This is a genomic window from Streptomyces sp. NPDC059816 (genome assembly GCF_042732055.1).
In the GTDB taxonomy this organism is placed as follows: Bacteria; Actinomycetota; Actinomycetes; order Streptomycetales; family Streptomycetaceae; genus Streptomyces.
This window is the reverse complement of the sequence record NZ_JBHWIQ010000027.1, coordinates 86,586-97,342: the sequence shown is the minus strand read 5'-3', so window position 1 is coordinate 97,342 and position 10,757 is coordinate 86,586. Positions and strand designations below refer to the sequence as shown.

Genomic DNA, 10,757 nt, shown 5'->3' with positions numbered 1-10,757 from the left:
GGGTGCGGGGTGAGCGGGTGTGGCGGTCACCGGTCGACGCCTCCCATCACGGGGTCGATGGATGCGACGGCGACGATGACGTCGGCGATCTGGCCGCCTTCGCACATCGCCGCCATGGCCTGGAGGTTGGTGAAGGACGGGTCGCGGAAGTGGACCCGGAAGGGGCGGGTGCCGCCGTCGGACACCACGTGCACGCCGAGTTCGCCCTTGGGCGACTCGACGGCGGTGTACACCTGGCCGGCGGGGACCCGGAAGCCCTCGGTCACCAGCTTGAAGTGGTGGATCAGGGCCTCCATGGAGGTGCCCATGATCTTCTTGATGTGGTCGAGGGAGTTGCCGAGTCCGTCCGGGCCCTGGGCGAGCTGGGCGGGCCAGGCGATCTTCTTGTCCGCGACCATGACCGGTCCGGGCTCCAGCCGGTCGATGCACTGCTCGACGATCCGCAGTGACTGCCGCATCTCCTCCAGCCGGACCAGGAAGCGCCCGTAGGAGTCGCAGGTGTCGGCGGTCGGGACCTCGAAGTCGTACGTCTCGTAGCCGCAGTACGGCTGGGACTTGCGCAGGTCGTGCGGGAGGCCGGCGGAGCGCAGTACGGGTCCGGTGGCGCCGAGGGCCATGCAGCCGGTGAGGTCGAGGTATCCGACGTCCTGCATGCGGGCCTTGAAGATGGGGTTCCCGGTGGCGAGCTTGTCGTACTCGGGGAGGTTCTTCTTCATCTTCTTGAGGAAGTCGCGCAGGTGGTCGATCGTGCCGGGGGGCAGGTCCTGGGCGAGTCCGCCGGGCCGGATGAACGCGTGGTTCATCCGGAGGCCGGTGATCAGTTCGAAGATGTCGAGGATGAGTTCGCGGTCGCGGAAGCCGTAGATCATGATGGTGGTCGCGCCGAGTTCCATGCCGCCGGTGGCGATGCAGACCAGGTGCGACGACAGCCGGTTGAGCTCCATCAGGAGCACTCGGATCACGGTGGCCCGGTCGGGGACCTCGTCCTCGATGCCGAGCAGCTTCTCGACCGCCAGACAGTACGCCGCCTCGTTGTAGAACGGCGTCAGGTAGTCCATGCGGGTCACGAAGGTGGTGCCCTGGGTCCAGGTCCGGTATTCGAGGTTCTTCTCGATGCCGGTGTGGAGGTAGCCGATGCCGCAGCGGGCCTCGGTGACCGTCTCCCCGTCGATCTCCAGGATCAGTCGCAGCACCCCGTGCGTGGAGGGGTGCTGGGGACCCATGTTGACGATGATGCGCTCGTCGTCGGCCTTGGAGGCGGACTCGACGATCTCGTCCCAGTCCCCGCCGGTGACCGTGTAGACGGCGCCTTCGGTCGTTTCCCTCGGGAAGGCAGATGAAGTGGTCATCAGGAGTACGACCTCCGCTGGTCGGGAGCCGGGATCTGGGCGCCCTTGTACTCGACGGCGATGCCGCCCAGGGGGTAGTCCTTGCGCTGCGGGAAGCCCTGCCAGTCGTCCGGCATCATGATCCGGGTGAGCGCGGGGTGGCCGTCGAAGACGATGCCGAAGAAGTCGTACGTCTCGCGCTCGTGCCAGTCGTTGGTGGGGTAGACGCGGACCAGCGAGGGGATGTGCGGGTCGGCGTCGGGGGCCGAGACCTCCAGGCGGATCAACCGGTTGTGGGTGATCGAGCGCAGGTGGTAGACGGCGTGCAGTTCGCGGCCCCGGTCCCCGAGGTAGTGCACCCCGCTGACGCCGGTGCACAGTTCGAAGCGGAGCGCCGGGTCGTCGCGCAGGATCTGGGCGACGCGCACCAGGTAGCCGCGCTCGATGTGGAAGGTCAACTCGTCGCGGTCGACGACCGTCTTGTCGATCGCCTCCTCGGGGACGAGCCCCTGTTCCTCCAGGGCGCCTTCGAGTTCGTCGGCGACCTCGTCGAACCAGCCGCCGTAGGGGCGGTTGGCCTCGCCGGGCAGCCGCACCGAGCGGACCAGCCCGCCGAAGCCGGAGGTGTCCCCGGTGCCCCCGGCGCCGAACATGCCGCGCTGGACGCGGATCTCCTCGCCGTGGTCGCCGCGCTGGCCCGGCAGGTTCTGGGCGTTGAGTTCCCGGTCGGGGTTCACGCCGTTGCCCTCGCTCATCGCAGCAGCCCCTTCATCTCGATGGTCGGGAGCGCCTTGAGGGCCGCTTCCTCCGCCTCGCGGGCCGCCTCCTCGGCGTTGACGCCGAGCTTGGAGGTCTGGATCTTCTCGTGCAGCTTGAGGATCGCGTCCAGCAGCATTTCGGGCCGCGGGGGGCAGCCCGGCAGGTAGATGTCCACGGGCACGACGTGGTCGACGCCCTGGACGATCGCGTAGTTGTTGAACATGCCGCCCGAGGACGCGCAGACGCCCATCGAGATGACCCACTTGGGGTTCGGCATCTGGTCGTAGACCTGCCGCAGCACGGGCGCCATCTTCTGGCTGACGCGTCCGGCGACGATCATCAGGTCGGCCTGGCGCGGTGAACCGCGGAACACCTCCATGCCGAAGCGCGCGAGGTCGTAGCGGCCCGCGCCCGTCGTCATCATCTCGATCGCGCAGCACGCGAGGCCGAAGGTGGCGGGGAAGACGGACGCCTTGCGCACCCAGCCCGCGGCCTGTTCGACGGTGGTCAGCAGAAATCCGCTCGGCAGTTTCTCTTCGAGTCCCATGGGTGGCTCCTAGACCCTTCTGTCCCTCGCGGGTTTCAGTCCCATTCCAGGCCGCCGCGCCGCCACACGTACGCGTAGGCGACGAAGACGGTGAGCACGAAGAGCAACATCTCCACGAGCCCGAAAAGACCCAGGGCGTCGAAGCTGACGGCCCACGGGTACAGGAAGACGATCTCGATGTCGAAGATGATGAAGAGCATCGCCGTCAGGTAGTACTTGATCGGGAACCGCCCGCCGCCCGCTGGCGTCGGTGTCGGTTCGATACCGCATTCGTACGCTTCGAGCTTCGCCCGGTTGTATCGCTTTGGACCGATAAGCGTGGCCATGACCACGGAGAAGATCGCAAAGCCTGCCCCGAGGGCTCCCAGTACGAGGATGGGCGCATATGCGTTCACCGCTCCTCGCTCCTCTCAGTCGGCATTGACTGCTTCGGCGGTCCCCCCGCGACCACGGGGCCGGGGAGGCTTCGAACCCGTCACCCGCCCCATGCGCCTCACGAGCCCTGCGGAACTCTCCCGTCCCGTAGGCCTCATGAGCCTCTGCCACCTCGGGATGCCCCCCAGGTCACTCCTGGAGCGCCTACCAAGATCGCGTTCATGTGAAGCAGGTCACAAGCCCAACTGCGGTGCATCCTATGCCTGCGGGTCTGTGATCTGCGACACGGGGGTCTTGATCAGCTTTGTGATCTCCACCACCCGGCGAAGGATCATCAAGTCGGATGAGCGGTGATCTTCGTACGCGAAGCGGCGGTGCGGTCACGAGACGTGACAAGTTGACTCGTCGGCGCAGGTGAAACGGGGTTTGCACTATCAAGCGATGCACCGTTCAGGCAAATTCGCGCTGGACGCAATGCCTTGATAGTGGAGTCGCGTTCACATCCGCCCCCTTCCGAGCCGGCTCTGTGAACGCGATGTGAACACCCGCCCGCCGGGCGCCACTACGCGCCCCCGTTCACGAGCGGCGACGATTCAGCCGCCCCAGAACGCCCCTCACGCCACATCCATCACAGAGATGATGTGACCGGGACGATCGCCTCGAATCGCAACCTTCGGGACGGCCGGCGTGACGACGGCGACCACTCGACACCCACACCCCGCGACGACACCCCGACGCCAGCCGACGGAACCCACCGCACATCCGTCGGACACCGCTCACCCACCCGCCGGGCACCCAGCGACAGCGGGCGGCGACGGAGGGCGACGACGACGCACAGCGACGGAGCCGCCTCGGTGTGCAAGGATGGGAACAAGGGGAGGCGTCGACCCGATCGAGCCGCGGGAAGCCGTCCGTAAGCACGGCGGGAGCCCCCATATGTGACCTCCGTCACACGACACGTTCCGTGTGACTTACCGGGCTTGGCCATCCTCCGTAACCAGTGGTAAGCGCGGGGCAATTCGGACGTAAACAAGAAACCGTGTGATCACAGGCATGATCACCAACGCCCGCATTGTCCGTTACGGCGTCAATAAAGGTCGACACGCCCGGGATTCACGGCAGCGGTGGCGCAACTGTGGCGCAGGCCACGTTTCTTGAAGGTAACGGTGACCCCCTGATAGCGGTGGAGCATGTCCCACACCGCTCACATACCCAGCCACCGGAAGCCCCGCCGCGGCAACGCCACGAAGCTGCGCGCCGGAGTGGCCGGTGGCGTGCTCAGCACCCTCGCGGTGGCCGGTTCGGCCGGATCGGCGTCCGCCGCCGAGCCCGTGACCGAGACCATCGAACTCCCCACGCTCTCCTCCGACCTGTCCGTGCAGGTCGCCCGTTCGGCGAGCGCCACCCAGCTCACCGCCGCGACCTACGAACTCCAGGCCCAGCAGGAGCAGGTCGAGGCCGAGCGCGACGCGGCCACCCAGAAGGCCGCCAAGCAGGCGAAGAAGGACCGCGACGAGGCCGTCCGCAAGGCCGAGGCCAAGAAGGCCGAGGAGCGCGCCGCCGCCGAGGCCGAGCGCAAGGCCGAGGAGCGCGCCTCCCGCACCTCCGACGAGCGCACCACGCTCGCCACCGCTTCGGCCCCCGCCGCCGGCGGCTCGTCCGGTTCCGCCGGTTCGTCCGGTTCCGCCGGCTCGGGCAACTCCTCCGGCTCCGCCGACTCGGGCAACTCGTCCTCCAGCGGCAACCAGCAGGGCACCGCCACCCCGTCCAGCGGCAATCTGAACGCCGTCATCGCCTTCCTCAAGGCGCAGGTGGGCGACGCCTACGTCATGGGTGCCACGGGCCCCAGCTCCTGGGACTGCTCGGGCCTCGTCCAGGCCGCCTTCAAGCAGGCCAACATCAACCTGCCGCGCACCTCGCAGCAGCAGTCGACGGCCGGCACCCAGGTCGGCACGTCGAACCTCCAGGTCGGCGACATCCTCTACTGGGGCGGTGCCGGCTCGGCGTACCACACGGGCGTCTACATCGGTAACGGCCAGTACCTGGACGCGGCGAACCCCGCGAAGGGCGTCGTCATCCAGGACCTGTCGGGCTACCCCGCCGACGGTGCGATCCGCGTGCTCTGAGCGTCACCCGCTACCCCGCCACGTGCAAGGGGGCCGTCATCCTCCCGGGGTGACGGCCCCCTTGCACGTGGCGGTTCAGGCCGGGGCGAGCGCAACCCCGGCGTACGGCGGCTGGACGCTCCGCTCACCTGGTCCGATGCTCCCGGGCAGCGGTCAGCCGGGTGGGGCGCGGGGGCAGCTTGCCCCTCACCTCCCGCGCCCGGTCGAGGACGAGACGTGCGTGAGTGTTGTTCCTGTGCGGGCGCAGTGCCGACATCATGGCGGTGAACCGGTCGTCGCAACGCCCGGACTGGACATACGGGTAGTCGTCCAGCATGGCGTGCCAGGACCGGCAGGCTTCTTCCAGCCGTCCGACGCGGAGTTTCCGTTCGGCCAAGAGGGCGCTGTAGCGGACGCGGGTGCGCCGCAGCGCAGGGGCCCTAGTCCGCTGTGCCCGCTCCATTTCGCGGATGGATCCGTCGAGGTCTCCGAGATGGGCTCGTACCTCGCTGATGTGGTAGCGCAGAGCCGAAGGGGTGTAGGAGCCGAAGGTGTCGCCTTCGTCCTCGGCTCGCGCCACCGCGGCCTCAGCACGGCGGATGCTCGTCAGGGCGCCCGCCTTGTCGTCGCTGGCAGCTGCGACGTGCGCCTGTTGTCCTGCGAGGAAGGCTTCGAAGCGGGGGTCCGCTTTGGGCAGGGCGCCGGCGGCGGCGTTCGCCGTGCGCACCGCGAGACCGGTGTGCCCCAGGTCGATGGCGTGGACACTCATGCCCCGCAAGACCCTGCTGTACCTGAGCTGGTCCTCGGCGCCACCCGCCAGTTCGAGGGCCTTCACGAAGTAGCTCTGGGCGATGCCGTCCTCGCGTTCGTCCATGGCCATCCAGCCCGTCAGATACGCGTGGTCGGCCGCAGCGGACAGCATGGAGCGCGCGACGTCGGGGGCGGCGTCGGCCTGGAGGTAGGGCGCGATGGTGTTCACCAGGAAAGCGGCAGCCATGGGCCGGGCATGACGGCCGCCGAACTGATCGTCCATGGCGATCAGTTCGGCGGTCACCGTCGTCACAGCGGTCACATCGGCACGGCCGATCCGCATCCGTGGGTTGATCGTGAAGGTGTCGAATCGGTCAGCCAGATCGTCGTATCCGGGAATGGGCAAGGCGGCCGAGAACAGTCCTGCGGTGCCGCCGATGAGCGCACGCCGTGAAGGGTCCATGTCTGAGCTCCCCAGTTCGATCAGTCCAGAGACAGTGTCCCCCGACGTGGCCGCCACGGCAGGGACCGTGCCGATACCCGCCTGGGTCACGGTGATGGGGCGGCCGAGTCGGCGCGCCAGTGCTTCACAGATCGCCAGGTGCGCCTTCACTCGTGGAACGGTGCCGTCGTGGAGCCAGTGCGACACGGCGGTCTCGTCGTAGCGGAGCCTGATGCCCAACTCGATTCCGATCCGGTTGATCGCGCTGACGAACTCCCTGTTCGTCCAGTCGGACTCTCGCAGGAGAGCGGCAAGTGCCGTGTTCGGCAAGCGTGTTGGCATGGCTTTCTCCCTGGTCTCGCGCAAGATTCAGGTCTTTCAGGTTCTTACACCACCCGACCCATGCGCACTCTGCGTATCGGCAGGTTAACTGGGAGTGCTCCGGGGGCGGAGTGAGGCGGATGCTCTGATGCGCCGCCCCGCCTCGCAGCTTGCCCTCGTGGGCGCCCCCGGAGCACACCGCTTCCGCTCTGTGCTCAGGAGCGGAGTGCCCATCGGCTTCGACTTGAGAAGGAGATCGCTGTGACTCTCGTACCCCCCATGTTTCCCAAGACGCCCCTGGTAAGTGAGGGCCCGTCCACGGGCACGGTCCGGCCGTTCGGGCTCACCCTCGCCCTGCCGGTCGTGACCGGGACGCCGACAGTGCCGGACACGACCGTCACCTACTCCGAGGAGCGTCAAGTCATGGTCACCTCCGACGGGCTCCCACATGCCCCGTCGGCGAAGACCGAGCGGCAGACCGTCAGCCAGACACGGGTGGACATGCAGCTCTTCACGGACAACGAGAACGACACCGACTGAGTCGGCGCCCGCGCTGAGAGGAGAGTTCCGAGATGACGGTCCTGGTGCTGACCCGCCGCCTGCACGACTCGGTGTCGGACGGTGTGATCACCGAACTCGCCGACCGAGATGTGCCCGTGTACCGCATGGACCCGGGTGACTTCCCCGAGTCCGCCGGGTTCACCGCCCGTATCGAGCCCGGCCTGTCCCACTGGGAGACATCGTGGCGGGGCCAGCGCCGGGGCCTTCGCCTCGAAGAGGTCACGGCTGTGTACTACCGGCGCCCCAACGGCTTCCGGCTGCACCCGGGTCTGTCCGGGCAGGACGCGCAGTGGGCGCGGGCAGAGGCGCGCGCCGGCATCGGCGGCGTACTCACCTCCCTGGACTGCACATGGGTCAACCACCCCCATGACAACGCGCGAGCCGGTGTCGCCCCGCTCGCGCTGAAGACGGCGTCCGCCTGCGGGCTCACCGTGCCGCGCACGCTGATCACCAACGATCCGCAGGAGGCGCGGGACTTCATCACTGATCTTCCCGGGAAGCAAGCGGCCTACAAGGCGTTGGGGCATGTCGGTGCGAGCACCCACGCGGGGCAGCGGTACGCCCTGTGGACGTCCCGGATCACCTCCGATGACATCACCGACGACCTCGGACGCACTGCCCACCTGCTCCAGGAGTGGATCGACAAGTCCTTCGAGGTCCGCCTGACGGCCGTGGGCCCCGAACTCTTCGCCGGGGCGATCCACGCCGGGTCGGAAGCGTCCCGGATCGACTTCCGTCGCGACTACGACTCCCTCACCTACAGCGAGATCGATGTCCCTCCGAACGTGCGGCGGGGTGTCCGGGCCCTCATGGGTGCCTTCGGCCTCCGGTACGTCGCCATGGACTTCGTCGTTGGTCCGGACGGCGTGTGGAACGCCGTCGACATCAATCCGAACGGTCAGTTCGGCTTCATCCCCCACCTGCGCGAACCGATCACGCGGGCCCTCGCCGACCTCCTCGAAGGAGCCGTGAACCCATGACCACGACCACCCCGCACGACGAGGCGGCCGACCTCCGGCGACGGCTCGCCGACAGCCTCACCAGCGGTGGCGCCCTCAGCCACACCTCGCCTTGGCACAAGGCGTTCGCCGCCGTGTCCCGCGAAGCCTTCGTCCCCCGTTTCTCCGTGCGATCCGGCGGTGAGCTCAGGTCCTTCGGGGCCAAAGACGCCGGATACCTCGCTGTCGTCTACTCCGATGACACCTTGGTGACTCGCCGGGACGAGGCCGGGACTCCGGTCAGCTCGTCCAGCACCCCGTCCCTGATGGCGAGGATGCTGGAGGCGTTCACCGTGGCCGACGGTGCCCAGGTCCTCGAAATCGGTACGGGCACCGGCTACAACTCCGCGTTGCTCTGCCACCGCCTGGGCAGCGAGAACGTCACCACGATCGATGTTGACCCCGATCTGACGGCGACGGCTCGCGAACGCCTCGCCGTCATCGGCTACACGCCACTCGTGGTCACCAGCGACGGCACCCGTGCGTACACCACCGGGGCGCGGTATGACGGTGTCCTGGCGACCTGCGGAGTGGACCGCGTTCCGGCCGCGTGGGTCCGTCAGGTGCGTCCGGGAGGAGTCATCGTGACGAACATCGGCGACGGGATCATCCGTCTCGTAGTGGACGGGGACGGGACCGCACGGGGTGGCTTCCTCCCCGACGAGGCATCCTTCATGCGTGCCCGCCCCACCGCCGATCATGTCGCCCCTACCGCACCAGAGTTCACTGGCCTGGTCGTGAACGGGAAAGGCGTCGCACGGACCATGGACGTTCCTGTGCCGGACGACGACGAGCACGACGAGATGGTGGACAGGGTGAAGGCGTTCTTCGGGGAGTTCGTCCATCGTCCCGCGCTGGAGATCGGGATGCTCCAGCACGACGTCCTCGCCATGACCCTTGACCCCGAAGGTGACACCATGCACGGCCTGGTCCACCCGGAATCCGGATCGTGGGCCAGGATCACCCCCCGGGCCGGAGCCCGTGCCCTCGTCGAGTACGGCGGCCCACGGGACCTGGTGACCGAGCGCTTGGCCCTCACCACCCAGTGGCTGGCCGCAGGGCGCCCGCACCTCGGCGCGTACACCCTCGCCGTCACCGCCGACGGCGCCCACACCCTAAGCCGCGCCGAGCCCGCCGCAAGGTCCTGGGCACTCTGAGCGCGCCGGTACGCGAAAGGGGGCGGTCACCGCTTCCCAGGGTGACCGCCCCCTTTCGCGTGGCCGGGTCAGGCGCGGGGGGTGACCTTGGTGAGGCCGTTGATGATGCGGTCCATCGCATCGCCCCCCGTGGGGTCGGTGAGGTTGGCGAGCATCTTGAGGGTGAAGCGCATCAGCACCGGATGCGTGAGGCCGCGCTCGCTCGCGAGCTTCATGATCTTCGGGTTCCCGATCAGCTTCACGAAGGCGCGGCCGAGGTTGTAGTAGCCGCCGTACGTGTCCTTGAGGACCTTCGGGTACCGCTGGAGCGCGAGTTCGCGTTGCGCCGGCGTCGTACGGGCGTTGGCCTGGACGATGACCTCGGCCGCGATCTGCCCGGACTCCATGGCGTACGCAATGCCCTCGCCGTTGAACGGGTTGACCAGCCCGCCCGCGTCACCGACGAGCAGCAGCCCCCGCGTGTAGTGGGGTTGGCGATTGAACGCCATCGGCAGCGCGGCGCCCCGGATCGGGGTCGTCATGTTCTCCTCGGTGTAGCCCCACTCCTCGGGCATCGAGGCGCACCACGCCTTCAGCACCTCGCGCCAGTCGAGCTCCTTGAACGAGGCGGTGGTGTTGAGGACGCCGAGACCGACGTTGGACGTGCCGTCGCCCATGCCGAAGACCCAGCCGTAGCCGGGCAGCAGCTTGTCCACCGGGCCGCGCCGGTCCCACAGCTCCAGCCAGGACTCCAGGTAGTCGTCGTCGTGGCGGGGCGAGGTGAAGTAGGTGCGCACGGCGACGCCCATCGGACGGTCCTCGCGCCGGTGCAGCCCCATCGCCAGCGACAGCCGGGTGGAGTTGCCGTCCGCGGCGACCACGACCGGGGCGTGGAAGGTGACGGGCGTCTTCTCGTCACCGAGCTTGGCCTCGACACCCGTGATCCGGCCGGTGCGGGGGTCGGTGACGGGTGCGCCGACGTTGCAGCGTTCGTAGAGCCGGGCGCCCGCCTTCTGGGCCTGCTGGGCGAGTTGCTCGTCGAAGTCGTCGCGTTTGCGGACCAGTCCGTAGTCAGGGAAGCTGGCGAGTTCCGGCCAATCCAGCTGGAGTCGGGTGCCGCCGCTGATGATCCGCAGACCCTTGTTGCGCAGCCACCCCGCCTCCTCGGAGATGTCGATGCCCATCGCGACGAGCTGTTTGGTGGCGCGCGGGGTGAGGCCGTCGCCGCAGACCTTCTCCCGCGGGAAGGCGGTCTTCTCCAGCAGCAGTACGTCCAGGCCCGCCTTGGCCAGGTAGTACGCGGTCGTCGAACCGGCCGGTCCGGCCCCGACGACGATCACATCTGCGCGGTGTTCGGAGAGGGGCTCGGTCACGGCGGGTTCTCCCCAAGGACGTGGATTTCTACGTGCCGACCGGCACGGGACACGTGCAGTCT

10 protein-coding genes are annotated in these 10,757 nt (G+C 68.2%); 4 read left to right on the top strand and 6 right to left on the bottom strand.

From position 1 onward, the window contains the following. Positions 1-26: 26 nt before the first annotated feature. The 4 genes from ACFV88_RS29285 to ACFV88_RS29270 are packed head-to-tail and all read right to left on the bottom strand — an operon-like array spanning position 27 to position 3,029. Positions 27-1,349, bottom strand: a complete 1,323-nt coding sequence (locus ACFV88_RS29285) for an NADH-quinone oxidoreductase subunit D (protein ID WP_385494991.1) — start codon at positions 1,347-1,349, stop codon at positions 27-29. Further along, a complete protein-coding gene (locus tag ACFV88_RS29280) occupies positions 1,349-2,083 on the bottom strand; it encodes an NADH-quinone oxidoreductase subunit C (RefSeq protein WP_385494990.1) in 735 nt (244 codons plus the stop codon). Before ACFV88_RS29280 ends, ACFV88_RS29285 begins: the two co-directional genes overlap by 1 nt. Beyond that, on the bottom strand, positions 2,080-2,634 hold the full coding sequence (locus tag ACFV88_RS29275) for a NuoB/complex I 20 kDa subunit family protein (protein WP_385494988.1): 555 nt from the start codon (positions 2,632-2,634) through the stop codon (positions 2,080-2,082). Before ACFV88_RS29275 ends, ACFV88_RS29280 begins: the two co-directional genes overlap by 4 nt. 35 nt (positions 2,635-2,669) lie before the next feature. Continuing rightward, positions 2,670-3,029 carry an NADH-quinone oxidoreductase subunit A gene (locus ACFV88_RS29270; protein WP_073792966.1) on the bottom strand — a complete coding sequence of 120 codons (360 nt, stop codon included), beginning with the start codon at positions 3,027-3,029 and terminating at the stop codon, positions 2,670-2,672. 1,170 nt (positions 3,030-4,199) lie between these two features. Between ACFV88_RS29270 and ACFV88_RS29265 the strand changes: the two genes are divergently transcribed. Further along, complete coding sequence (locus ACFV88_RS29265) at positions 4,200-5,135, top strand: C40 family peptidase (RefSeq protein WP_385494987.1); 936 nt, start codon at positions 4,200-4,202, stop codon at positions 5,133-5,135. Positions 5,136-5,259: 124 nt separating this feature from the next. On the opposite strand, the gene ACFV88_RS29260 is transcribed toward ACFV88_RS29265, so the two are convergent. Further along, a complete protein-coding gene (locus tag ACFV88_RS29260) occupies positions 5,260-6,648 on the bottom strand; it encodes a tetratricopeptide repeat protein (RefSeq protein ID WP_385494986.1) in 1,389 nt (462 codons plus the stop codon). A gap of 240 nt (positions 6,649-6,888) precedes the next feature. On the opposite strand from ACFV88_RS29260, the gene tgmA reads away from it, so the two are divergent. The 3 genes from tgmA to ACFV88_RS29245 are packed head-to-tail and all read left to right on the top strand — an operon-like array spanning position 6,889 to position 9,343. Then, positions 6,889-7,167 carry a putative ATP-grasp-modified RiPP gene (tgmA, locus tag ACFV88_RS29255; RefSeq protein WP_385494985.1) on the top strand — a complete coding sequence of 93 codons (279 nt, stop codon included), beginning with the start codon at positions 6,889-6,891 and terminating at the stop codon, positions 7,165-7,167. A 32-nt stretch (positions 7,168-7,199) separates the two neighbouring features. Beyond that, positions 7,200-8,168 carry an MvdC/MvdD family ATP grasp protein gene (locus ACFV88_RS29250; RefSeq protein ID WP_385494984.1) on the top strand — a complete coding sequence of 323 codons (969 nt, stop codon included), beginning with the start codon at positions 7,200-7,202 and terminating at the stop codon, positions 8,166-8,168. Beyond that, positions 8,165-9,343, top strand: a complete 1,179-nt coding sequence (locus ACFV88_RS29245) for a methyltransferase domain-containing protein (RefSeq protein WP_385494983.1) — start codon at positions 8,165-8,167, stop codon at positions 9,341-9,343. Before ACFV88_RS29250 ends, ACFV88_RS29245 begins: the two co-directional genes overlap by 4 nt. A 68-nt stretch (positions 9,344-9,411) precedes the next feature. On the opposite strand, the gene ACFV88_RS29240 is transcribed toward ACFV88_RS29245, so the two are convergent. Beyond that, entirely contained in the window at positions 9,412-10,695 is a 1,284-nt protein-coding gene (locus ACFV88_RS29240) for a geranylgeranyl reductase family protein (protein ID WP_385494982.1), read from the bottom strand. Between the last annotated feature and the right edge of the window lie 62 nt (positions 10,696-10,757).